This is a genomic window from Roseateles sp. P4_D2 (assembly GCF_056401875.1).
Map to the genome: position 1 here is coordinate 87,640 of NZ_JBFUIM010000009.1, position 22,877 is coordinate 110,516.

Genomic DNA, 22,877 nt, shown 5'->3' on the forward strand with positions numbered 1-22,877 from the left:
ACGATCGCGCTCAGCACGAACGGCTCGCCTCGGCGGGCCGTTTTGCCTTCAGTACGTCCGCCCGCCCTTGAACTGCGCATGCTGGCGCCGCTCCAGCGTCGTGCTGCGGCCCATGGCCTCGAAAGTGACCCGTGCGTGGGCATGCATGATGGCAATGCCCAGCGCATCGGCGGCGTCCTTGCCGGGCAGGCCGGGCAGGTTCAGCAGGCGCTGCACCATGGCCTGGATCTGCTCCTTCTTGGCGTGGCCGTGGCCGACGATGGCCTTCTTCATTTGCAGGGCGGTGTACTCGCTGACGAGCAGGTCGGCGGACACCAGCGCGGTGATGGCCGCGCCGCGCGCCTGGCCGAGCAGCAGCGTGGACTGCGGGTTCACGTTGACGAAGACGATCTCCACCGCCGCGCACTGCGGCTGGTAGCGCGCCGTGACCTCGCGGATGCCATCGAACAGGATCTTCAGCCGCGCCGGCAGGTCGCCGGTGGCGACGGCGTTGGTCTTGATGGTGCCGCTGGCCACATAGGCCAGGCGCGGGCCGTCGGCTTCGATGACACCAAAACCGGTGGTCTGCAGGCCGGGGTCAATGCCGAGAATCCTCATGACGGCAGAACACCTGCGGTGGCGACGATAGCGAGGTTTCTGTGCAGGCTCATGAGCGCGCAGCGCTCGTGAAGTCGCGGCAGCGACGGGCCGGAACTAAAGCCCGTGGTCTGCAAGCCGGGGTCGATGCCGAGGATCCTCATCGGTAGTACCAGTTCGCCGAATGGAACAGCACTGGCGCCGCAAAGCACAGCACCGCGATGCGGTCGAGCAGGCCGACGGCGCCGGTGATGGAGCTGCGGTTGCCCCAGTACAGCACGCCGGCGTCCTTCTTCAGGGCCTTCATGACCAGGCCGCCGAAGCCCGCAGCACCGGCGGTCAGGAAGGCCATGGCCAGCGCCTGGCCGGCCTTGAACGGCGTGATCCAGTACAGCAGCAGGCCGGCCAGGGCGCCGGTGCAGGTGCCGATCCACCACGCCCGCATCGAGAAGCTGCGGCTGATCTGCCGGGCCACCGGGCGGCGGCGTAGCGCGCGGGTGGCGATCTCTTGCGCGATCTGCGAGGCCGCCACGACCATGACCAGGAAGAACAGCAGGAAGGCGCCGCGGCCGGTATTGCCCGGAATATCCAGCAGCAGCAGCGCCGGCGCGTGCGACAGGCCGTAGACGCAGACCATGACGCCCCACTGGATCTTGGCGTTGCGCTCCAGGAAGCGCCGCGGGTCGCCCGCCAACGCGCTGACGATGGGCAGCACGAGGAAGCCGTAGACGGGCAGGAAGACGGTGAACAGGTCGAAGAAGCGCGTGCCGCAGATCATGTACTGGATGGGCAGCAGCACGAAGAAGGCGACGATGAGGGTGCGGTGATCGCTGCGCTCGGTGTGCACGAGGGTGATGAACTCGCGCAGCGCCAGGAAGGAGAACAGCGCGAACAGCAGCGTCGCGCCCAGCGGCCCGGAAATCCACGCGACCCAGAACATGCAGCCACCGATCCAGGCGGCGCGCAGGTCGCGGCGCACGCGCTCCCAGGCGAGCTGGGACTTCAGGCGTTCGTCCTCGTTCTCGCGTTCGCGCAGCGAATTCAGGAACAGCCCCACCGTCAGCAGCATCAGGAAGCCGAACAGCACGACGAAGAGCAGCGCCACCTGCTCGCTGGGCGTCAAGGCCTTGAGCCAGCGCATCAGTGGCCCTCCTCTTCGCGGCCGACCCAGTAGGGGTCGGGCCGCTGCTCCATGACGGCCTCGCGGGCACGGCACAGGAAGTCGGCCTTGCTCTCACCGGCCTGCAGCTGGATGGGGGCACCGAAGGTCACCGTGCACAGGATGGGCACGGGCACGACCTCGCCCTTGGGCATGACGCGCTGCACGTTGTCGATCCAGGTCGGGATCAGTTGCACATGCGGGAATTGCTCGGCGAGGTGGTAGATGCCGGACTTGAAGGGCTGCGGGTTGCCCTTGTTGGATCGCGTGCCCTCGGGAAAGATGACCAGCGAGTCGCCGTTGGCCAGTGCCTCGACGAGGGGCTCCAGCGGGTCCTCGTCGGGCTTGCTGCGTGCGCGGCTGACGTAGATGGCGTTGAAGACCGAGGTGGTCAGCCAGCGCTTGAGGGCACTGGTCGTCCAGTAGTCGCGGGCGGCGATGGCGCGCGTGGTGGCGCGCAGATCATGCGGGAAGGCAGCCCAGATCAGGACGAGATCGAAGTGACTCTGGTGGTTGGCGATGTAGATGCGCTGCTCCGCCGTCGGCGGGCAGCCCTTCCAGTGGCCCTGAGCCCCCGTGATGAGGCGGGCAATGAAGGAGAGCAACTGGCCGGTGAAAGCGGCTGGCGTCATGGGGCGGGATTATCGGGGCCCGCCCCCGCGCCAGCCCGTGAGGACTTACCAGTCGTCGCCGCCGCCGCCACCGCCACCCAAATCGCCGCCGCCGGCGTCGCCACCGCCCCAACCGTCGCCGCTGCCGAAGTCGACGTCACGGCGGCTCAGTTCGTCGGCGGCGCTGCTGGAGCCACCGGAATCAAAGCTGCCGGGGATCAGGCCGCCGCTGGTATCGGTGTCGCGCGCAACGCTGCGTTCGTCATGGCCACCATGGAGCAGCTTCTCGGCCAGCATGCCGGCGGCAACGCCACCCGCTACGCCAAGACCAACGCCGAGCATGCCGGGGCCGCCCGAGCCAGGCGCCTGCATGCCGCCAGGCCCATAACCAGCACCAGCGCCATAGCCGCCCGCGCCATAACCACCCGCCATGGCCGGCTGCTGGCTCTGCGCGGCGGTGCGGTTGCGCATCCAGCGCATGGCCAGCCAGATGAAGATGACGGCACCACCGATCAGCAGCCAGAGGGACACGCCACCACCGCTCTCGCTGCGCTCGACCGGCGCGGCGCGCATCGGCGGTGCCGCATTGACGGCAGTCGGCGCGACGGACTTCGCCACCCCGGCCTGCTCACGCTGCAGCAACTGTTCGAAGGCATTGAACTTGGCGGCGTCGGCGAACTTGATGGCAGGGTCCAGCGCGCGAGCGCGGCGCGTGTGCTCGGCGGCTTCAGGGAACTGGCGCTGGTGGGCCAGGATCTCGGCCAGCACGTAATGGGCGCGCGGGCTGTCGGGCTTGGCCGCAACAACCTCGCGCATCATCTTCTCCGCGCCGGCGTAGTCGCCACGCTGAGCAGCGGCCTGCACCTCGTCGACGTTAGGCAGCGCCTGGGCGGTGCCCAGCCAGAGCGTGCCTAGCAGGGCCATGCACAGCAGCAGGAATCGGGGGAATTTCATCGCAACACTCCTCAAACCATCACCCACCCGCCACGCGCGTGGGAAGACGGCAGTTTGCGCCCCTGATCTGGCGACGAGCCGTGCGGTTTCAAGGCTTTACCTGTAGGACTAGAACCAATAGTCCGCCACGCAGCGCCCGTCGCGCGGCAGGTCGTCAAAGGTATCCAACCCGTCGAAGTGATCGATCGGGATGCTCGCCACCACATCGGGCTCGGCCAGGCGCAGGTTCACGGCAATGCGGCGGCGCCCGTCGGCTTCCAGCCTCAGCCCGCGCCAATGCGTCACGCAGCCGCAGGTCGGGCAGAAATGGAATTCCAACGCCTTGCCGCGCGCATAGGCCTGCGTAGAGCCGGTGATGTGGATGCCTTCGTCCACGTAGTCGTAGGCCCAAAGCGTGCCATAGCGACGACACGCTGTGCAGTTGCAGGCGGTTGCGCCGTCAGGCTGGCCGTCGAAACGCCAGCGCACGCTGCCGCACAGGCAGGAACCTTCAATCATCAGCAGGCCTCCTTCAGTTCGGGCGGACGCACGGCGGCGGCATAGACCGGGTCGATGTAGATCTGGCCGCCGAACAGGAATTCCTGGCCGCCAACCTGGGCGAAACCGAAGCGCTCGTAGAAGGCCACGGCTCGCACATTGCGATCGTAGACACCCAGCCACAGGGTCTGCGCCCCGCGCCGGCGCGCCACGGCATGCACCTCATGCATCAGCGCCGCACCCAGGCCACGGCCGATGAAGCCCTGGCCGAGATAGATGCGCCAGAGATGGATGGGGGCCGGGCCCGCCACGCAATCGGGCGCAGGCTCGACCTTGACGATGGCGTAGCCGGCGAGCTGCTCGTCTACCCAGGCCAGCAGCACCGTGCAGGTGGTGTCCAGGATGACGCCAGCCATGACCTCGGGCTGGAAGTGCTCGGCGACGTAGTCGGCGATCTCCTGCGCGTCGCTGAGGTCACGGTAGGTGTCGGCGAAGGCCTGGGCGCCGAAGGCCGCGAGCGCGGCAGCGTCCTCAGGCGTGGCGTGGCGGATTTGTGGCGGGCTGTACATGCGTGGACCGCATGTTCGCATCCCGAGGCTTCAAATCCGCTCGTAGTGCAGCACCGTCGGGAAGGGGTCATAGAAGTGGTGCAGCAACCGGCGCCATTCCTGGTAGCCCTCGGACTTGCGAAAGCCTACCTCGTGGTGCTCGACGCTCTCCCAGCGCACCAGCAGCATGTAGTGATCGGCGCGCTCCAGGCAGCGCTGCAGCTCATGGCCCAGGTAGCCGGGCATGGACGAGATGATTCCCTGCGCGACGGCAAAGGCCCTCTCGAACTCAGCGCCCTGACCAGGCCGCACCTGAAGCTGCGCGATCTCCAGGATCATGCTCAGGCCGCCTGCGCAACGACCTCGGGCTGGCGGGCTGCAGCCTGCATCATCTGCGCCGCCTTCTCGCCGATCATCATGGCCGGTGCGTTGGTGTTGCCGCTGATCAGCGTGGGCATGATGGATGCATCCACCACGCGCAGGCTTTGCAGGCCGTGCACACGCAGCTCGGCGTCCACCACGGCCATCGCGTCCGTGCCCATCTTGCAGCTGCCCACGGGGTGGTAGATGGTGTCGGCGCGCTGGCGCAGCAAGGCTTCGATGTCGGCATCGGAGTGCGTCTCGGTGCTCCACATCTCGGTGCGCCAGTGCGCGCGCAGCGCCGGCTGGTGCAGAAGCTCGCGCGTGAGCTTGAAGCCGGCCACCATCTGCGCCATGTCGTCGGCATGCTGGAAGAAGCCTGGGTCGATCAGCGGCGCGGTGCCGGCGTCGCGACCAGCCAGCCTGACGGTGCCGCGGCTTTGCGGGCGCAGCAGGCACACATGGCAGGACATGCCGTGCCCCATGCGCATCTTGCGCGCATGGTCCTCCACGGCGGCGACGACGAAGTGCAGCTGGATGTTCGGCCGCGCCTGCGCGGCACTGGTGCGCAGGAAGCCACCGCCTTCGGCGAAATTGCTGGTCAGCATGCCGCGGCGCTCGGCGCGGTAGCGCTGGACGGCGCGCCAGAAAGCGAAGCCGCCGCGCAGCGACAGGCCAAAGGTGTCGAGGCTGCTGCTGCGCAGGCCGAACACGAAGTCCGGGTGGTCCTGCAGGTTGGCACCCACGCCGGGCAGGTGGTGCAGCACGGCGATGCCCTGCGCCTGCAGTTGCGCCGCATCGCCCACGCCGGACAGCATCAGCAGCTGCGGCGACTGGATGGCGCCCGCCGCCAGCACGACCTCGCGCCTGGCCTGCAGCCGACGCAACACGCCGCCCACCTTCACCTCCACGCCCACCGCGCGGCGGCCGTCGAACAGGATGCGCTGCACCTGCGCCTGCACGGTCACTCGCAGGTTGGGCCGGCCCAGGTGCGGGCGCAGGTAGGCGCGGGCCGCACTGCAACGCTCGCCGCGGTCCTGCGTGACCTGGTAGATGCCAACGCCTTCCTGCGACTCGCCATTGAAGTCGGCGTTGATGACGTGGCCCGCCTCTCGCCCGGCGGCCACCCAGGCCGCCTGCAGCGGGTTGTCGGTGCGCAGCTGGCTGACCTTCAACGGCCCCTGGCGGCCATGCAGCGGGGCGCCGAAGGTGTCGTTGCCCTCGCTCCTGATGAAGTGGGGCAGTACATCGCTCCAGCCCCAGCCGGGGTTGCCGAGCGCGGCCCAGTGGTCGTAGTCCTCGCGCTGGCCGCGGATGTAGACCATCGCGTTGATGCCCGACGAGCCCCCCAGCATCTTGCCGCGCGGCACATAGCCGCGGCGGCCATTCAGGCCCGGCTGCGGCACCGTCTCGAAGGCGTAGTTGTGCAGCTTGCTGGGCACCATCAGCACGGCACCCGTGGGCACCGTCCCCAGCCAGTTGCTGACGTCGGCACCGGCTTCCAGCACCAACACCTGGGTACCGGGGTCTTCGCTCAGCCGGCCGGCGAGCGCCGAGCCGGATGAGCCACCGCCGATGACGATGACGTCGTGGGTCTCGTCGAAAGCTTGAGGGTCGTTCATGGTCAGGCGATGCGTCGCAGCAGCGAAAGGAGTTTCTCGAAGGTGGCACCGTAAGGCGGCTGGAACAGCTTGGTGCCGGCGAAGCGCGACTGGATGAACAGCGGCTTCTCCTTGCTGAAGGTACGGAAGCCCCACTCACCGTGGTAGGACCCCATGCCACTGGCGCCGACGCCACCGAAGGGTTGCTCCTCCTGGCCCAGGTGCCACAGGCAGTCGTTGATGGTCACACCGCCGGCATGGGTCTCGCGCATGACGTGGTCGCGCGCAGCGCTGTCGGTGCCGAACCAGTACAGCGCCAGCGGGCGATCACCGCGGTTGATGTGGGCGAGGGCCTCGTCGACCTTGTCGTAGCCGACGATGGGCAGCAGCGGGCCGAAGATTTCCTCCTGCATGACGGTGGCCTCGGGCGGCACGTCCAGCAGCAGAGCCGGCACCAGGCGGCGGTCCTGTTGCGGATCGGGCTGCTCGTCATGGCTGCGCAGCACGCGGGCGCCGCGCTCGGCGGCGTCGGTGAGCAGGCCTTGCAGCCGCGCGTGGTGGCGCGGCGTGGCGATGCTGGTGTAGTCGGCATTGCCGGCGATGCGCGGGTACATGCGGCGCATCTCGGCCAGGATCTTCTGGCTCAGCGGCTCGACCATCTCCTTGGGCACCAGCAGGTAGTCGGGCGCGACGCAGGTCTGGCCGGCGTTGAAGAGCTTGCCGAAGGCCAGGCGCGACGCGGTCAGGTCGAGGTTGCAGCTGCGGTCGACGACGGCCGGCGACTTGCCACCGAGCTCCAGCGTCACCGGCGTCAGGTTCCTGGCCGCGGCCTGGGCCACGTGGCGGCCCACGGCGGTGGAGCCGGTGAAGAACAGGTGGTCGAAGGGCAGCGTCGTGAAGGCCTTGCCCACTTCGGCGTCACCGGTGATGACCTGCATCTCTTCGGGCTTGAAGTATTCGGCGACGAGGCGGGCCATCAACTCGGAAGTGGCCGGCGTCAGCTCGGACGGCTTGATCAGCACGCGGTTGCCGGCGGCCAGCGCCGCGACGGCCGGCTCCATCGCCAGGTAGTAGGGGTAGTTCCAGGGCGACACGATGCCCACGACACCCAGCGGTTGGCGCATCAGCACATTGCGGCCGGGCAGGAAGTGCAGCGGCGTGGCGACGCGCCGGGTCTTCATCCAGCGGCGCAGATGCTTGATAGCGTGGCGGGCGCCGGACTCGACGGTGAAGATGTCGGCCAGCAGCGATTCCTGGCGGGCGCGATGGCCGAAGTCCTGGGCCATGGCGCTAGCGATCGCCTCGCCGTGCTGGCGCGTCATCTTGAGCAGCCGTTGCAGGCGGTCACGGCGCACCTCGTACGAGGGCATGCGGTCGGCCTCGTAGGCGCGGCGTTGCGCCGTCAGCGCCAGATGCAGGCGCTCCTGCAGGGCGGTGTCCATGGGCATGTCTCCGGTTCTCGATCTAGTGCGTCGAGGCTAACCGCAAGACGGGCCCCCACCATCGGTGGAGGCCCTGGACTAGAGGCGCGCGTCTAGTCCCCGAGGTGACACGGGCATTTCATGGGATTTGCGGGCCGAGCGCTGGGCCGCTCCCGAGCCGGCCCGCCTTGGCGATGTGCTTGCCGGTCAATCCGGCAAGCATCGCCGTCCCCTCGGGGGACCGGCCAAGGTACTCCTTGGACGAGGGGCTCTTTAATGGCGGAAATGGCGTACGCCTGTGACCACCATCGCGATGCCGCGCTCGTTGGCGGCAGCGATGACTTCGTCGTCGCGCATGGAGCCACCCGGCTGGATGACGCAGCTCGCGCCCGCGTCGGCCAGCACGTCCAGGCCGTCGCGGAAGGGGAAGAAAGCATCGCTGGCCACGGCCGAGCCCTGCAGGCTCAAGGACGCATGCTGGGCCTTGATGGAGGCGATGCGGGCCGAGTCGAGGCGGCTCATCTGGCCGGCGCCGACACCCAGCGTCATGCCGCCGCCGCAGAAGACGATGGCATTGCTCTTCACGTACTGGGCCACGGTCCAGGCGAACATCAGGTCGTCGAGCTGCTGGGCCGTGGGCTGCAGCGTCGTGACGACCTTGAGGTCTTCGCGCTTCAGGAAATGGTTGTCAGAGGTCTGCAGCAGCAGGCCCGAGCCGACGCGCTTGCTGTCGCCGGCGTTGCGCCCCTGGTCCCAGGGGCGCGGGCCACCCGGCGGCAGCGCGATCTGCATCAGGCGCACATTGGCCTTGGCCTTGAAGATCTCCAGCGCCTCGGCGCTGAAGCTGGGCGCCATCAGCACTTCGACGAACTGCTTGGCGACGAGCTGGGCCGCCGCGCCGTCCACTTCGCGGTTGAAGGCGATGATGCCGCCAAAAGCGCTGGTGGGGTCGGTCTTGAAGGCCTTGCTGTAGGCCTCGGCCGCAGAGGCTGCGACGGCCACGCCGCAGGGGTTGGCGTGCTTGACGATGACGCAGGCGGGCGTGTCGAAGCTCTTTACGCATTCCCAGGCCGCATCGGCATCGGCGATGTTGTTGTACGAGAGTTCCTTGCCCTGCAGCTGCTTGCCGGTGACCAGCGACCCAGGTGCCGGGAACAGGTCGCGATAGAGGGCCGCACTCTGGTGCGAGTTCTCGCCGTAGCGCAGGTCCTGCACCTTGACGAAGGTGGCGTTCATCTGCGCTGGGTACTCGGTCTTGCTGCCGTCTTCCTGCAACGCGGACAAGTAGTTGCTGATGGCCGCGTCGTACTGGGCGATGCGGTTGAAGGCGGCCACCGAGCAGGCGAAGCGTGTCTTGTCGCTGGTCTTGCCGTAGGCCTTCAGCTCGTCGAGCACGCCGGCGTACTGGGCCGCGTCGGTCAGCACCGTCACGTCCTTCCAGTTCTTGGCCGCGCTGCGCACCATGGCCGGGCCGCCGATGTCGATGTTCTCGATGGCGTCTTCCAGCGTGCAGCCGGGCTTGGCCACGGTCGCCTCGAAGGGGTAGAGGTTGACGGCCAGGATGTCGATGCGCGTGATGCCGTGCTTCTCCATCGCTGCCACGTGCTCGGCAAGATCAGAGCGCGCCAGCAGGCCGCCGTGGATCTTGGGGTGCAGCGTCTTCACGCGGCCGTCCATCATCTCGGGGAAGCCGGTGTGCTCGGCCACTTCCGTCACCGGCAGGCCGGCATCAGCCAGCAGCTTGGCGGTGCCGCCGGTGGACAGCAGCTTGGTGCCCAGAGCGTGCAGCTCTTTGGCGAATTCAAGGATGCCGGTCTTGTCGGAGACCGAGAGCAATGCAGTGAGTTGAGTCATATTCTTGATCAGTTGGGGTCGGAGCTTGTCGCTGCGCTCGAAGGTCCAATCCGCAAAGCATGTTCAGTTGAGGTCGGAGCTTTTCGCTTTGCTCAAAGGTCCAACCCGCAAAGCATGTTCAGTTGAGGTCGGAGCTTTTCGCTTTGCTCAAAGGTCCAACCCGCAAAGTCTTATAGATTGTGATCGGTCAGCTTGCGGCGCAGCGTGTTGCGGTTGATGCCCAGCCATTGCGCGGCCTTGCTCTGGTTGCCGCCGGCTTCGCGCATGACGATCTCGAACAGTGGTTTCTCGACCAGCTTGACCAGCATCTCGTGCATCGAATGCGGCTCCTGGCCGTCGAGGTCACGAAAAAAGGCTTCGAGGTTGTCGCGCACACAGGCGTCGATGGGGTTGGGCGTGGTGTTCTTCTGGGCACTCATGACAGGGCGCGAATGGGTTTCAGGCGGCACAGGCTTCGTCGGCCTGTGCGTCTTCGTCGTTGGCGGCCGCGACGGTGGGCGGCAGCCGGTCGTGGGTCTGGCCGAGTTCATCGAACCAGTCACGCAGAGCCTGCAACTGCAGGTCGCAGCTCTCGAGCGTATTCATGTGCTGGCGGAAGGCTTCGCCGCCGGGCAGGCCGCGCACGGCCCAACCGATGTGCTTGCGCGCACTGCGCATGCCGCTGAGCGCACCGTACAGGCCGTAGTGGTCGTGCAGATGCTCGGTCAGCCAGTCGCGTGCTTCAAGCACGGTGGGCGCGGCTAGGTGTTCGCCTGTCGCCAGAAAGTGGGCCACCTCGCGAAAGATCCAGGGCCGCCCCTGGGCGGCACGGCCGATCATCAAGGCGTTGGCGCCCGTGTAGGCGAGCACGTCGCGTGCTTTCTCGGGCGAGTCGATGTCGCCGTTGGCGACGACGGGAATTGTCAGCGCTGTCTTCACGGCGGCGATGGTGTCGTACTCGGCCAGGCCCTTGTAGCCCTGCTCGCGCGTGCGGCCGTGGATGGTCAGCATCGCGATGCCGGCCGACTCGAACAACCGGGCCAGCCGCAGCGCGTTGCGTTCGTCGGCGCTCCAGCCGGTGCGCATCTTCAGCGTGACGGGCACGCCGCCAGTGACGCCACTTTTGGCACACACCGCGACGACGGCCTCGACGATCTCCAGCGCGAGCGCTTCGTTGCGCATCAGTGCCGAGCCCGCCCATTTGTTGCAGACCTTCTTGGCCGGGCAGCCCATGTTGATGTCGATGATCTGGGCGCCGCGGTCGATGTTGTAGGCCGCGGCTTCGGCCATCATGGCCGCGTCGGTGCCGGCGATCTGCACGGCAATAGGCCCCGGCTCACCGCTGTGGTCGGCGCGGCGTGAGGTCTTGAGGCTGCCCCACAGCTCCTTGCGCGACGTGACCATCTCGCTGACCGCATAGCCCGCACCCAGGCGGCGGCAGAGCTGGCGGAAGGGCCGGTCCGTCACCCCTGCCATCGGCGCCACGAAGAGCCGGTTGGGGAGAAGGTGGGGGCCGATTTGCACGAGAGGGTCTGCTTAAAAAAGAGGCGAGATTGTAGCCACCCGCCCGCACCGACAATGACCGCCATGGAAGCCTGGCTCGGTCAATTCATCAGCGAGCTGCTCGCCGCCCTGGCTCTGCCCCAGGTCGGGCTGGTGGCCGTCTTCGTCATCACTTTCGTCTCGGCCACCCTGCTGCCGCTAGGCTCGGAGCCGGCCGTCTACCTGGTCGTCAAGGCGGACCCGAGCATGTTCTGGGCCGTCATTGCGGTGGCCACGATCGGCAACACGCTGGGCGGCATGACGAGTTGGTGGATAGGCTACGGCGCCGAGAAGGCGGTCGAGGCGGTGAAGCATCACGAGCCCTCGCACTCACGTGCGATGCGCTGGCTGCAGCGCTTCGGCCCCAAGGCCTGCCTGATGAGCTGGCTGCCCATCGTCGGCGACCCGCTCTGCGCCGTGGCCGGCTGGCTCAAGCTGCCGTTCTGGCCCTGCGTGGGCTGGATGGCGCTGGGCAAGTTCCTGCGTTTTTTGCTCTACACCGTGGCTTTGATTTGGCTGATTCCGGAGACCTGGTTGTCATGACGCTGCCCCTCGCCCAATCTCGCCCGGCTGAACGCGGACGAGCCCGGTCGGTCTTGCAGACCGCGCAGCCGACGGAGCGGCTGCCCTTCGGTAGGCACCACAAGTCCACAGGACTTGCCGTGTCCGGCCTCAGCCCCCGCGGGGACGGCGATGCTGGCGGCATCGAGCCGCCAGCACATCGCCAGCGCGGGCCGGCTCGGGAGCGGCCCAGCGCTCGGCCCGCAAGTTCCAATATCCCACTACGTGGATTGACATGACCTCTGCCTACCAAGATTTGGCCACGCGCCAGCAGCGCCTGCACCACCTCGGCCACCTGCAGGCCATCGCGCAATGGGACCAGGCCGCCAACATGCCGGCCAAGGGCAACGAGGCGCGCAGCCTGGCCCTGGCCGAGATGGACGGCTTGCTGCACCAACTGGCCACCGACCCGGCCCTGCCCGGCCTGCTGGAGGCTGCCGACGCCGAGCCGCTGGACGAGGGCCAGCGCGCCAACCTGCGCGAGATCCGCCGCGTCTGGCGCGCCGCGAACGCGCTGCCGCAGGCGCTGGTGGAAGCCAAGAGCCTGGCCAACAACCGCTGCGAACACGCCTGGCGCAGCCAGCGTCCGGCCAACGACTGGACCGGCTTCGCGCCGAACCTGCGCGAGGTGCTGAAGATTGCGCGTCAGGAAGCTGAAGCGCTGTCGCAGAGCGCTGGCCTGTCCAGGTACGACGCGCTGCTCGACAACTACGAGCCGGGCATGCGCAGTGCCGACGTCGAGGCGGCCTTTGCACCGCTGCGCGGCTGGCTACCGGGCTTGATCCGCGACGTGACGGCCAAGCAGGCCGGTGAGACCGTTATCCAGCCCGTCGGCCCCTTCCCCACGGCGGCTCAGAAGGCCCTCGGCCTGGACGCGATGAAGCTGATGGGCTTCGACTTCGCGGCCGGCCGCCTGGACGAAAGTACCCACCCCTTCTGCGGCGGCGTGCCCGAGGACGTGCGCATGACGACGCGCTATCGCGAGGATGACTTCCTGCCCAGCCTGATGGGCACCATCCACGAGACGGGCCATGGCCGCTACGAGCAGAACCTGCCGCGCGACCTGCTCGGCCAGCCAGTGGGCCGGGCGCGCTCCATGGGCATCCACGAGAGCCAGAGCCTGTCCTTCGAGATGCAGCTCGGCAGCCACCCGGCCTTCGCCGGCCTGCTGTCACCGCTGCTGGTGAAGCATTTCGGCGACCAACCGGCCTTCGAGCCCAGCAATCTGAACAAGCTGCTGACGCGCGTGAAGCCCGGGTTCATCCGTGTCGATGCCGACGAGGTGACCTACCCCGCGCATATCCTGCTGCGCTTCGACATCGAGCGCGCCCTCATCGAAGGCCAGGCCGAGGTGGACGACATCCCGGCGCTGTGGGACGCCAAGATGGCCGAGCTGCTCGCCCTGGACACGCGCGGCAATTTCAAGGACGGCCCCATGCAGGACGTGCACTGGCCCGCCGGCCTGTTTGGCTACTTCCCCTGCTACACGCTCGGCGCCATGTACGCGGCGCAGTGGTTTGCGGCGATGCGGTCCCAGCGCCCCGACCTGGATGCGCAGATTGCCCGCGGCGAGCTGGGCACGGTGTTCGACTGGTTGTCCACCCATGTCTGGCAGACGGCCAGCCGCTATGAGACACCCGAACTGGTGCGGCGCGCCAGCGGCGAGGCCTTGAACCCGGCGCATTTCGAGGCCCATCTGCGCAGCCGCTATCTCGGCAGCTGAATTCAAGCAAAGACAGACAGCTTGTCGACAGCTTGCGCTGGGGTGTGGGAACAAAAAAAGGGCCGCTCCTGCGGGAGCGGCCCAATCAGTTTCAACAACGATCTCTCTCTCTTCAATCCACTGCGCTTCCCCGGCCCCCCGGCCTTCTCCGCGCGTGGCGCCCGGTTTGTGGAGTCCCGGACTGGGCCGCTGCAACGCGAACAGCGACCGTGATTGCATTCTGAGCACATGCCGCCGGCCTCGCATCCCCGCAAGCCAAGGGGGCGCGCGATGCGGCGTGACGAGCGTCACAGCAACAGCGCCAATCGCTCCAGGATGAGCACGCCGAAGAAGGCCAAACCGGCCACCAGCGTCCATTTCATGATCATCAGCCCAAGCCGCCGCCAGCGCGCTTGGCCGGTGGCGATGGAAAAGGCGAAGCACAAGACAGCCGAGAACAGCAGCAGGCCGACGACGAGGCGGGCAATCAGCATGTAAACGCTCTCATCACCATGCTGGTGCAAGCTCGGCGAAGCCCTTGGGCGCTGCGCGCTCGTCGTCGAAACTGACGATCTCGTAGGCGGCCTCGTCGGCCAGCAGCGCGCGCAGCAGCCTGTTGTTCAGCGCATGGCCACCCTTGAAGGAGGTGTACGCCGCCAGCAGCGGCATGCCGGCGACCTGCATGTCACCGATGGCATCCAGGATCTTGTGCTTGACGAACTCGTCGTCATAGCGAAGGCCGTCGGCGTTCAGCACCTTGTAGTCGTCGACGACGATGGCGTTGTCCATGGAGCCGCCCAGCGTCAGGCCGCGCGAGCGCATCAGGTCGATGTCGGCCGTCATGCCGAAGGTGCGTGCGCGGGCGATCTCCTTCTTGTAGGTGCCCGAGCCCATGTCGAAGACGAAGCTGCTGCCGGTGGCGGCCACGGCCGGGTTGTCGAACTCGATCTCGAAGCTCAGTGTGTAGCCGTGATGCGGCTCCAGCCGGGCCCACATCAGCTTCTTGCCCTCGCCGTGGCGCACTTCGATGGGCTTCTTCACGCGCAGGAAGCGCTTGGGCGCGTCCTGCATGACGATGCCGGCCGACTGCAGCAGGAAGACGAAGCTCGCCGCGGAGCCATCCAACACCGGCACCTCGTCGGCGTTGATGTCGATGATGAGGTTGTCCAGGCCCAGGCCCGCGCAGGCGGACAGCAGATGCTCGATGGTCTGCACCTTGGGCGCGCCCGGGTCGCCGCCAGGGCTGATGGTGGTGGCCATGCGCGTGTCGCTGACCGACGTCACACCGACCGGGATGTCGACCGGTGGGCAGAGGTCGACGCGGCGGAAGACGATACCGGTGTCAGCCGGCGCTGGGCGCAATGTCAGCTCGACCTTCTGGCCGCTGTGGATGCCGACGCCGACGGCGCGTGTGATCGACTTCAGGGTGCGTTGCTTGACCATGGGGTCAATTGTCCAAGATCAGACCTCGCCTTTGCGCTCCACGGGCAATCTGAGCGACAGGCGCGTGCCCATGCCGGGCTGGGAGTCGATGCGCAGCTTGCCGCCCAGGCGCTGGGCGCGCTTGATCTGGCTCTTCAGGCCGCGGCCGTGCTGAATGCTCTGCAGGTCGAAGCCGGCGCCATCGTCCTCGACGCGGATCTCAACATAGCTGCCGTGGTGGCGCGTCACCATGCGCACGCGGCTGGCCTGGGCATGCTTGAGCACGTTGTTCAGTGCCTCCTGCATCAGGCGCAGCACATGCAGCGCGTCGGGCGGCTCCAGCCAGGCCAGGGGCGGCAGGTCCTGCACGTCCCAGTCAAGCTTGAGGCCGCCGATCTGCAGCCTTTTTCCCAGGCGGTAGCGCATCGTCGCCAGCAGCGAGACGAGGTCGTGGCCGACCGGCTCCAGCGAGTCGATGACCAGGCGCAGGTCGTCCACGCATTCGCGCAGCACCTCCACGCACTGCTCGTGCGACATGCTGCCCTGCTCCATCGCCACCAGCGCCGACAGCAGCGAGGAGCCGAGGCCGTCATGCATGTCGGCCATGATGCGCTGACGCTCCAGCAGCAGGGCCTGCTGGCGCTCGGCCTCGCGCAGCTGCGCGTTCTGCGCATGCAGCACCGAGACCTGCTCGTCCAGGTCCTCCTGCAGCTGGCTGTTCTCGGCCTGGACCTGCTCGACGGCACCGACATAGCGGCGCTGCACCGCATGCAGGAAGCTGAGCATGACGGCCAACGTCGCGAACGGCATCAGGAAGAAGTGTTCGGGCCAGGCCCAGCCGGCCAGCACGGCGAGGTCGTGGCCGCCGATGACGACGCCGATGACCAGCGCCACGGCCATGATGCGCAGCTCGGTGCGGCGCTCCCGCCAGGCCAGGAAAGCCACCCAGGCCGTGCCGATGGCGGCGACGCCGGCCGTGACGGCGTACTGCATGACGACCATGTCGAGCTGGCGCAGCCACAGCGGCATGCTGAGCAGGCTCACCAACGTCACGCTGGCGGTCAACGCCCACTCCAGCCACAGGATGCGCCGGCTCGCAAAGCGCAGCGCGAACAACAGCGCCGTCAGCATGACCCAGCCCATGGATGCGTGTGTGGCCCACCAGAACCAGTCCTGCCCCGCCGGCGAAGCCGGCAGGCTGACGTAATAGTGCAGGTTGCGCACCATCCATGCGGCGGCACCGAGGGCAAACAGCCCATAGATGGCCTCGGGGCGGCGCAACCACAGCGTCAGCGCGAACAGCCCTAGCACCGCCAGCGTCAGGCTGACGGCCTGGGGCAGGCCGTTTTGGGCGCGCACCCGCCACAGCCAGCGTCTTTCCAGCTGATCGCGCGGGGCGATCCAGATGCGTGACACCGCGTGATAGCTGCCCGCCGGCACCGGCAGAGCGACGACCACGTCCAGCCCCTGGGCACCGATGCCGGGCAAGGGCAGCCACAGGGGCTGCACCCATTGCTCGCGCTCGGCATGCTGGTTGTCCAGCAGGGCCTGCCAGCCTTTGTCGGTGCGGGCCAGCACCGCGGCCGACAACGTGACCAGACGCGGCAGATACAAGGCCATGGCTTCGTCCCGCCCGCCCGGTACGTGAAGTCGGTACCAGCGCATCTCGTAGCCCCGCGCATCGCTGACCATGGCCGCGCCGGGGCGTGAGCGCACGTCAGGCATCGCCACGGGCTTCCAGGCCGCTTCGTCCTCGGGAGGCAGCAGTTCAGGCGGCAGCTCGAGATGGTCGCCGCCGGCCACCGTGTGGTGGCGCAGTGCGGTCCACCAGACGTCGAGCTGGTCGCGCGTCCAGGCGGTGGTGGCAAGCTCAGCGGGGGCCGCGTCATCGCTCCCGGCCCGTGCGCTGGGTTGGGGCAATCGCTGTGCCTGTAACGGCAGACAGGCCAGCAAGGCCAGCAGCAGCAGGCCGCGGCGCCATAGCAGGCCCAACTCAAGCATCCCTATGATTTCTTCTAGGCGTTGACATGGGGCGCGAGCATGCCACAGGGGCTGGCCGCGCCCCAACCGCCGCAGCACCGCTGGGCGGCGGGTGGCGACCGTTCAGCCGCCGGCAGGCAGACTCTTGCGGGCGGCCTCGCGGAGTTCGCTGGACAGCGCGGTGTCGCCGCCGACAGCGCGTGACAGCAACAGCGCCCCCACCAGCGTGGACAGCATGGCCAGCGCCTGCTCGCGTTGCTCGGGCGCCGAGTCGGCCGGCATCTGTTCCTGCAGCGTTGCCACGAGGTTGGCGACGCCCTCCGCAAACACCTCCCGCACGGCCGGCCCGCCACGCGCAGCATCACCCGCCAGCGCGACCAGGCCGCAGCCGGCACCGATATGGTCACGGTGAGCGTCGGACAGATAGGCCTTGACCCAGGCCTGCAGGCTGCGGTCGGACTGCGTCTTCCACTGCTCGCGGTTGGCCTGCAGCGCGCGCCGCGTCGCCTGGGCGGCCAAGTCGTCCTTGGACTCGAAGTGGCCATAGAAGCCGCCACGCGTCAGGCCAGCGGCCTGCATCAGGTCGTTCAGGCCGATGCCATCGAAGCCGCGCTCGCGAAACAGCTGGGCGGCGTTGTCGAGGATGCGTTCGCGGTTCTCTTCGGCCTGGGCGCGGCTGACCTTCATCGCGGTCTCCTGGGGTCTTTGTGTGGGCGGGCTTGACGCATTTTATATGTTGACCGACATTTATATCAATCATGTCGTTCGACATGAATAAGCAGATCGAGAAGGAATTGCCACCATGAGGCTCAAGAACGCCGTCGTCTTCATCACCGGTGCCAACCGCGGCCTGGGCCGCGCCTTTGCCCAGGCCGCGCTGGCCGCGGGCGCCGCCAAGGTCTATGCCGCCGCGCGTGACCCGGCCTCCATCGATCTGCCCGGCGTCGTGCCCGTCGCACTGGACGTGACCGACCCCACCCAGGTGGCCGCCGCGGCTGCGCAATGTACGGATGTGACGCTGCTGATCAACAACGCGGGCATCTCGCAGCAGGCCGGCGTTCTCGGCGCGGATGCCATCGCGACGGCGCGCCGCCATCTGGACACCAACTTCTTCGGCGTCTGGGCGCTGACCCAGGCCTTCGCGCCGGTGCTGCAGGCCAACGGCGGCGGCGCGGTGCTGAATGTGCTGTCCGTGCTGAGCTGGGTGACGGTGCCGGGCCTGACGCCCTACAGCGCCAGCAAGGCCGCCGCCTGGGCGCTGAGCAATGGGCTGCGCAGCGAGCTGAAGGCCCAGGGCACGCAGCTGACCAGCCTGCATGTCGGCTATATGGACACAGACATGACGCGCGGCCTGGACGCGCCCAAGTCTGCGCCGGCCGATGTCGCTCGCCTGGCCCTGGCCGAGCTGGAGGCCGGCGCCTTCGAGGTGCTGGCTGACGACATCAGCCGCCAGGTCAAGCAGAGCCTGTCCACGGCCGCGCCAGCTTACGCGGGCTGAGCCCCGAACTCAGGAGAACGCCATGCTCGCCTCCCCTGCCCTTGCCGCGCCTTTCACGGCCCATGACGACGGCCACCTCGCAGCGGCCCGCCATGCCTTCTCGGCGCCCGAGCGCGTGCCGCTGACGGCCGAGGAGCGCGCTGCGCTGGCTGGCCACGCCGAACCGCCGCTGCGCCACGAAGGCCTGAAGCTCGCGCGCTGGACGCTGGGCGTCGGCCCACGCGTTGTCCTCGTCCACGGCTGGAACAGCCGCGGCGCCCATCTGCTCGGCTTCGCCCGGCCCCTGGTCGAGGCCGGCTTCTCGGTCACCCTTTTCGATCTACCCGCCCATGGCGACTCGACCGGTCATGCGGCCAGCGTCGTGCATGCCGGCCGCGCACTGCGCGCCGTGGTGGCCGACATCGGCAAGGAGGTGCACGGCGTCATCGGCCATTCGATGGGCTCGGCCGCCGCGCTGCTCGCGTTTGCCCACGGCTGGCGGGTCGGGCGCAGCGTGCACCTGGCCGGCCCCTCCTCGCTGTCGCCCATGGTCAAGGGCCTGGCCGCCGCTCAAGGCCTGGGCCCGGCGGATGCGGCCGCATTTGCGGGCTGGGTGGAACGCTTCATCGGCACGCGCATCACCTATGTGGATCTGGAGCGGCTGCAGCATGGCCTGCGCCATCCCGGGCTGATCGTCCACGACCCGGAGGATCGCACCGTGCCTTTCGCTGCATCCGAGGCGCTGCATGCGGCTTGGGCTGGCTCGCATCTGCAACGCGTGAGCGGGCTTGGCCATCGCCGTCTGCTGGCGGATGCCGACGTCATCGCGCGCAGCATTGCCTTCATTGCCGAAGGAGCCAGGCAATGAGCGCCGTGCCCCGCCCCTGGCTGCTGACGCTGGCCGCGCTGTCAGCGCTGGCGACGCTGTCCACCAACATCTTGCTGCCGTCTCTGCCCGTGATGGCGCAGGCCCTGGGGTCGAGTGAGGCGGCCATGACGGCGGTGCTCAGCCTCTTCCTCGCCGTGTTCGCGCTGGCCCAACTCATCGTCGGCCCGTTGTCGGACCGCATCGGCCGCCGGCCCGTGGTGCTGGGCGGCTTGGCCGTCTTCATCGTGGGCAGCGTGGTTTGTGCTTTGGCGAGCGATCTGCCGTTGCTGCTGTTCGGCCGCGCGCTTCAGGCCGTCGGCGTCGCCGCCGCGTCGGTGCTGGCACGCGCCGCCGCGCGCGACCGTTTCGAAGGCCCGCAACTCGCTGCGCTGCTCGGCCGCATCATGGTCGTCATGGCCGCCGCGCCGGGCTTCTCGCCGCTGCTGGGTGGTCTTGTACAGGCCGCCTGGGGCTGGCGGGCGCTGTTTGTCGTGCTGGTGCTGGCGGGGCTGACGCTGGCGGCGGCCTATGTAGGCATCGTCGGCGAGACGCTGCCGGCCGAGAGACGGCGACACCAGCCGGCCAGCGCGCTGGCACGCGGCTACGTCGTGCTGCTGGGTGATGCGCGCTTCATGCGCCCGGCACTCGCCACCGCCGCCATCCTCGGCGCGCTGTTTGCGTTCTTCGGCACCGCGCCGCTGGTGCTGGCGCGCGACTTCGGTTTCAGCGCACTGCAGGTCGGGCTGTTCTTTGCCACGTCCGTGTTCGTCGTCTTCGCAGCAGGGCAGACCGCGCCGCGCTGGGCCGCGCGCTGGGGTGGCCCCACCGTGCTGCGCATTGGCGCAGCGCTGGCAACACTCGGCGGCCTGACGATGCTTGTCGCGAGTGGAGCCGGTCTCGCGGGCTTTGCCGTCGCGGTGGGCATCTTCCTGTTCGGCATGGGGCTGGTCTCACCCACTGGCACCGCACTGGCGTTGACGCCATTTGCATCGCAGGCCGGCCAGGCCTCCGCGCTGCTGGGCTTTCTGCAGATGGCGGCAGCGGCACTGCTGACAACGGCTGCCGCGACGTTGCCCGGTGCGCGCATGGATGCCTTGGCCCTGGTGCTGGCGGGAGGCGGTTTGCTGGCCCTGCTTTCTGGCGCCGCAAAGCCGGCCGCGGCGGTAGTACGCGCGTCCTGACAAAGCAAAAGGGCGAGCCTCACGGCTCGCCCTTCTTAGGATCAGCGACTGATCAGTCTGCCTGCTTGCGCAGGAAGGCCGGGATCTCGATCTCGTCCATGCCGTTGGACGACAGCGCCTCGACCTTGGCCGCGGCACTGCCCGAGCGGCCATGACGCCAGACGCTGGGCACATTGGCGTTCGCAAAGTCGCCCAGGCCGAGGCCGACATTGGCCTGCTGGCCCGTCGCCGGCGTGGCCATGGCCACGGCCTGCGTCAGCACGGGCATGCCGTCGGTACCGTTGCGCACCACCTGCTGGGTCTGCACGACCTGCAGCGGCGCCTGCTGGCGGGCGCGGCCGGCCGTCAGGCCGGTGGCGATGACGGTCACGCGCAGCGCGTCGCCCAGGCTCTCGTCGTAGGCGGTGCCGAAGATGACGTGCGCTTCATCCGAGGCGTAGCGCTTGATCGCGTTCATCGCGTTGCGCGACTCGCTGAGCTTGAAGTTGCTGCGGCCCGCGGCGATCAGCACCAGCACGCCACGCGCACCGGAGAGGTCGATGCCTTCCAGCAGCGGGCAGGCCACGGCCGCTTCGGCGGCCTTGGCGGCGCGGTCCGGGCCGGTGGCTTGCGCCGTGCCCATCATGGCCTTGCCCGGCTCGCTCATCACCGTCTTGACGTCTTCGAAGTCAACGTTGACCAGGCCGGGAATGTGGATGATGTCGGAAATGCCGCCAACGGCGTTCTTCAGCACGTCATTGGCATGCGCGAAGGCCTGATCCTGCGTGACATCGTCGCCCAGCACATCGAGCAGCTTGTCATTCAGCACGACGATCAGCGAGTCGACATTGGCCTCGAGTTCAGCCAGGCCGGCATCGGCCGCCTTGGCGCGCCGGCCGCCTTCGAAATCGAAGGGTTTGGTGACGACGCCGACCGTCAGGATGCCCATTTCCTTGGCAACCCGGGCAATCACCGGCGCAGCACCCGTGCCGGTACCACCGCCCATACCGGCGGTGATGAACAGCATATTGGCGCCGGCGATGGATTCGCGAATGCGGTTTTCAGCCTCTTCAGCCGCCGCCTTGCCCATTTCGGGTTTGGCGCCGGCGCCTAGGCCGGAGGTGCCGAGTTGCAGCAACTGGTCGGCCTTGGACCGATTCAGCGCCTGCGCGTCGGTATTCGCGCAGATGAATTCCACGCCTTGAACGCCCTGGGCGATCATGTGGTCTACGGCGTTGCCGCCGCCGCCACCGACCCCGATCACCTTGATTTGGGTGCCTTGGTCAAACTCTTCGATCATCTCGATGGGCATATCAAACCTCCTACTGCAATTGTGCCGTGGCACAGATAGATTGACTAGTTGCTGAAACAAATTTTTCGTAATTCGTGGGGGTCAAAAATTCCCCATGAACCAATCCTTGACCCGGCCGAGCAGGGTTTGCACCGAGCCAGCCTGCTGCGCTGCCTTGAAACCCCGGCTGCGTGACAGCCGGGCCTCCTCCAGCAGGCCCATGACGGTGGCCGATCGGGGGTTGGCAACCATGTCGTAAAGGGCCCCCGAATAGGTGGGCAGGCCGCGGCGGACGGGTTTCAGGAAAATATCCTCGGCGAGTTCCACCATGCCCGGCATGACGGCCGATCCACCGGTCAACACGATGCCGGAGGACAGCAATTCCTCATACCCGCTCTCACGAATGACCTGATGCACCAGGGAAAAGATTTCCTCGACGCGCGGCTCGATGACGCCGGCCAGCGCCTGCTTGGACAACATCCTGGGGCTGCGGTCGCCCAGGCCGGGCACTTCCACCTGGTCGGAGGGGTCGGCCAGCAGCTGCTTGGCGACGCCATATTCGACCTTGATTTCCTCGGCGTCCTTGGTCGGCGTGCGCAGCGCCATCGCGATATCGCTGGTGATCAAGTCGCCCGCGATGGGGATGACGGCGGTATGGCGGATCGAGCCGCCGGTGAATATCGCCACATCGGTCGTGCCGGCGCCAATATCGACCAGCGCAACCCCCAGGTCGCGTTCGTCGGCGGTCAGGGCGGCATGGCTGGAGGCGCTCGGGTTCAAAACCAGCTGATCCACTTCCAAACCGCAGCGGCGCACGCATTTGACAATGTTTTCGGCCGCACTCTGTGCGCCGGTCACGATATGGACCTTGACCTCCAGCCGGCCACCGCTCATGCCGACGGGCTCCTTCACCTCATGGCCGTCGATGACAAATTCCTGCGGCTCGACCAGCAGCAGGCGCTGGTCGTTGGGAATATTGATGGCCTTGGCGGTTTCGACGACGCGGGTCACATCGACCGGCGTGACCTCCTTGTCGCGCACGATGACCATGCCGGTGGAGTTCTGGCCGCGGATATGGCTGCCCGTAATCCCCGTGTAAACCCTAGATATTTTGCAGTCGGCCATCATTTCGGCCTCTTTCAAGGCCTGCTGGATGGACTGGACGGTGGCGTCGATATTGACGACGACGCCGCGCTTCAAGCCATGCGACGGCGCCACCCCCAGGCCGGCAATGCGCAAATCCCCCCCCGGCAAAACCTCGGCCACGACGGCCATGATCTTGGCAGTCCCAATATCCAGCCCGACGACCAAATCCTTGTATTCCTTGGCCATGT

Annotated in this window: 23 protein-coding genes; 5 read left to right on the top strand and 18 right to left on the bottom strand. The window is 67.7% G+C overall.

The window, feature by feature from the left end; genetic code table 11:
- Positions 1 to 48: 48 nt before the first annotated feature.
- The 12 genes from ruvC to dusB form a co-directional block, all read right to left on the bottom strand.
- Positions 49 to 597, bottom strand: coding sequence for a crossover junction endodeoxyribonuclease RuvC (gene ruvC / locus AC1DW0_RS17370; RefSeq protein ID WP_457350183.1), 549 nt, complete (start codon positions 595 to 597; stop codon positions 49 to 51).
- 139 nt (positions 598 to 736) lie between these two features.
- Entirely contained in the window at positions 737 to 1,717 is a 981-nt protein-coding gene (locus AC1DW0_RS17375) for a phosphatidate cytidylyltransferase (RefSeq protein ID WP_056202979.1), read from the bottom strand.
- Positions 1,717 to 2,367: a lysophospholipid acyltransferase family protein gene (locus tag AC1DW0_RS17380; RefSeq protein WP_457389166.1), complete on the bottom strand. Its 651-nt coding sequence runs from the start codon at positions 2,365 to 2,367 to the stop codon at positions 1,717 to 1,719. Before AC1DW0_RS17380 ends, AC1DW0_RS17375 begins: the two co-directional genes overlap by 1 nt.
- Positions 2,368 to 2,412: 45 nt before the next feature.
- The gene (locus AC1DW0_RS17385) at positions 2,413 to 3,300 is read right to left on the bottom strand and encodes a tetratricopeptide repeat protein (protein ID WP_477947072.1); all 888 of its coding nucleotides are present in this window, start codon (positions 3,298 to 3,300) and stop codon (positions 2,413 to 2,415) included.
- 108 nt (positions 3,301 to 3,408) lie between these two features.
- Positions 3,409 to 3,798 carry a GFA family protein gene (locus AC1DW0_RS17390; protein WP_477947074.1) on the bottom strand — a complete coding sequence of 130 codons (390 nt, stop codon included), beginning with the start codon at positions 3,796 to 3,798 and terminating at the stop codon, positions 3,409 to 3,411.
- Positions 3,798 to 4,346, bottom strand: a complete 549-nt coding sequence (locus tag AC1DW0_RS17395; RefSeq protein ID WP_477947076.1) for a GNAT family N-acetyltransferase — start codon at positions 4,344 to 4,346, stop codon at positions 3,798 to 3,800. Before AC1DW0_RS17395 ends, AC1DW0_RS17390 begins: the two co-directional genes overlap by 1 nt.
- 30 nt (positions 4,347 to 4,376) lie before the next feature.
- On the bottom strand, positions 4,377 to 4,664 hold the full coding sequence (locus AC1DW0_RS17400) for an antibiotic biosynthesis monooxygenase family protein (RefSeq protein ID WP_457389170.1): 288 nt from the start codon (positions 4,662 to 4,664) through the stop codon (positions 4,377 to 4,379).
- Between the two features lie 2 nt (positions 4,665 to 4,666).
- The gene (locus tag AC1DW0_RS17405; RefSeq protein WP_477947079.1) at positions 4,667 to 6,307 is read right to left on the bottom strand and encodes a GMC family oxidoreductase; all 1,641 of its coding nucleotides are present in this window, start codon (positions 6,305 to 6,307) and stop codon (positions 4,667 to 4,669) included.
- A gap of 2 nt (positions 6,308 to 6,309) precedes the next feature.
- The gene (locus AC1DW0_RS17410; protein WP_477947081.1) at positions 6,310 to 7,728 is read right to left on the bottom strand and encodes a coniferyl aldehyde dehydrogenase; all 1,419 of its coding nucleotides are present in this window, start codon (positions 7,726 to 7,728) and stop codon (positions 6,310 to 6,312) included.
- Positions 7,729 to 7,980: 252 nt separating this feature from the next.
- On the bottom strand, positions 7,981 to 9,561 hold the full coding sequence (gene purH / locus AC1DW0_RS17415) for a bifunctional phosphoribosylaminoimidazolecarboxamide formyltransferase/IMP cyclohydrolase (RefSeq protein ID WP_457389173.1): 1,581 nt from the start codon (positions 9,559 to 9,561) through the stop codon (positions 7,981 to 7,983).
- 170 nt (positions 9,562 to 9,731) lie between these two features.
- Positions 9,732 to 9,980, bottom strand: a complete 249-nt coding sequence (locus AC1DW0_RS17420) for a helix-turn-helix domain-containing protein (RefSeq protein WP_056202949.1) — start codon at positions 9,978 to 9,980, stop codon at positions 9,732 to 9,734.
- Between the two features lie 19 nt (positions 9,981 to 9,999).
- A complete protein-coding gene (dusB, locus tag AC1DW0_RS17425; protein WP_056202947.1) occupies positions 10,000 to 11,064 on the bottom strand; it encodes a tRNA dihydrouridine synthase DusB in 1,065 nt (354 codons plus the stop codon).
- Positions 11,065 to 11,127: 63 nt separating this feature from the next.
- On the opposite strand from dusB, the gene AC1DW0_RS17430 reads away from it, so the two are divergent.
- Entirely contained in the window at positions 11,128 to 11,625 is a 498-nt protein-coding gene (locus AC1DW0_RS17430; RefSeq protein WP_457350201.1) for a YqaA family protein, read from the top strand.
- Positions 11,626 to 11,878: 253 nt separating this feature from the next.
- Positions 11,879 to 13,366 (top strand): carboxypeptidase M32, encoded by a 1,488-nt coding sequence (locus AC1DW0_RS17435; RefSeq protein WP_457350203.1) that lies wholly within the window; start codon positions 11,879 to 11,881, stop codon positions 13,364 to 13,366.
- A gap of 287 nt (positions 13,367 to 13,653) precedes the next feature.
- Here AC1DW0_RS17435 and AC1DW0_RS17440 read toward each other — a convergent pair whose 3' ends face one another.
- From AC1DW0_RS17440 to AC1DW0_RS17455, 4 genes are all read right to left on the bottom strand, one after another.
- Positions 13,654 to 13,839 (bottom strand): hypothetical protein, encoded by a 186-nt coding sequence (locus AC1DW0_RS17440; RefSeq protein WP_056202941.1) that lies wholly within the window; start codon positions 13,837 to 13,839, stop codon positions 13,654 to 13,656.
- Positions 13,840 to 13,852: 13 nt separating this feature from the next.
- Complete coding sequence (lpxC, locus tag AC1DW0_RS17445; RefSeq protein WP_457350205.1) at positions 13,853 to 14,788, bottom strand: UDP-3-O-acyl-N-acetylglucosamine deacetylase; 936 nt, start codon at positions 14,786 to 14,788, stop codon at positions 13,853 to 13,855.
- An 18-nt stretch (positions 14,789 to 14,806) separates the two neighbouring features.
- Positions 14,807 to 16,768 (bottom strand): sensor histidine kinase, encoded by a 1,962-nt coding sequence (locus tag AC1DW0_RS17450; protein WP_457350207.1) that lies wholly within the window; start codon positions 16,766 to 16,768, stop codon positions 14,807 to 14,809.
- Positions 16,769 to 16,870: 102 nt separating this feature from the next.
- A complete protein-coding gene (locus tag AC1DW0_RS17455; RefSeq protein WP_056202931.1) occupies positions 16,871 to 17,434 on the bottom strand; it encodes a TetR/AcrR family transcriptional regulator in 564 nt (187 codons plus the stop codon).
- A 115-nt stretch (positions 17,435 to 17,549) separates the two neighbouring features.
- Here AC1DW0_RS17455 and AC1DW0_RS17460 point away from each other — a divergent pair, with 115 nt between their 5' ends.
- From AC1DW0_RS17460 to AC1DW0_RS17470, 3 genes are read left to right on the top strand one after another with little or no spacing between them, the layout of a single operon-like run.
- Entirely contained in the window at positions 17,550 to 18,245 is a 696-nt protein-coding gene (locus AC1DW0_RS17460) for an SDR family oxidoreductase (protein ID WP_477947085.1), read from the top strand.
- Positions 18,246 to 18,267: 22 nt separating this feature from the next.
- A complete protein-coding gene (locus AC1DW0_RS17465) occupies positions 18,268 to 19,092 on the top strand; it encodes an alpha/beta fold hydrolase (RefSeq protein ID WP_457442909.1) in 825 nt (274 codons plus the stop codon).
- The gene (locus AC1DW0_RS17470) at positions 19,089 to 20,273 is read left to right on the top strand and encodes a Bcr/CflA family efflux MFS transporter (protein WP_477947087.1); all 1,185 of its coding nucleotides are present in this window, start codon (positions 19,089 to 19,091) and stop codon (positions 20,271 to 20,273) included. The genes AC1DW0_RS17465 and AC1DW0_RS17470 overlap by 4 nt, the downstream gene beginning before the upstream one ends.
- A 52-nt stretch (positions 20,274 to 20,325) precedes the next feature.
- On the opposite strand, the gene ftsZ is transcribed toward AC1DW0_RS17470, so the two are convergent.
- On the bottom strand, positions 20,326 to 21,564 hold the full coding sequence (gene ftsZ / locus AC1DW0_RS17475) for a cell division protein FtsZ (RefSeq protein ID WP_056202920.1): 1,239 nt from the start codon (positions 21,562 to 21,564) through the stop codon (positions 20,326 to 20,328).
- Between the two features lie 81 nt (positions 21,565 to 21,645).
- The gene (gene ftsA / locus AC1DW0_RS17480) at positions 21,646 to 22,875 is read right to left on the bottom strand and encodes a cell division protein FtsA (protein ID WP_056202917.1); all 1,230 of its coding nucleotides are present in this window, start codon (positions 22,873 to 22,875) and stop codon (positions 21,646 to 21,648) included.
- Positions 22,876 to 22,877 lie beyond the last annotated feature (2 nt).